Origin of the sequence: Vibrio sp. OPT46 (assembly GCF_015163535.1) — a bacterium.
GTDB lineage: Bacteria > Pseudomonadota > Gammaproteobacteria > Enterobacterales > Vibrionaceae > Vibrio > Vibrio alginolyticus.
The window spans coordinates 1-375 of the sequence record NZ_JADDYG010000773.1; the positions used below are offsets into that span (position 1 = coordinate 1).

The 375-nt window shown below is 37.9% G+C and carries 2 pseudogenes; one reads left to right on the top strand and one right to left on the bottom strand.

The features are described from left to right. Window positions 1-109: pseudogene (locus IQR33_RS27195) on the top strand (universal stress protein UspE); the annotation flags it as partial. Window positions 110-249: 140 nt separating this feature from the next. Here the strand turns inward: IQR33_RS27195 and IQR33_RS27200 are convergent. Continuing rightward, window positions 250-375 (bottom strand): annotated as a pseudogene (locus IQR33_RS27200) (tRNA 2-thiocytidine(32) synthetase TtcA); the annotation flags it as partial.

A 375-nucleotide genomic window follows, 5' to 3' on the forward strand; every position in this document is an offset into this window, starting at 1 on the left:
CTTTATTGGTAATACAGCGGAGCACGTAATTGATAAAATAAATTGCGATGTGTTGGCTCTAAAACCAAAAGGCTACATTAGTCCTCTCGATCCAAATACAGCAACCTAATCTCTCTTTAGTATTGTTATGTATTGAGCGCTTTCAAATAAGCGCTAATAAATCCCCCCAATACAGGGGGATTTTTGTTTGGGAACAGTTAAAGCATTGGGTACAAAAAAGGAGGTCTAATTGACCTCCTTTTTTACGAGTTAGATGTTCGTAACATCGATGAACATTGATTCATCAATATTCGTCGAAGAAACGACAGCCTCATTAAATTCATACTCTTCGCGGTTACCTTCACGATCTAGCGGTAAGTTAACAAAGTCGAACAA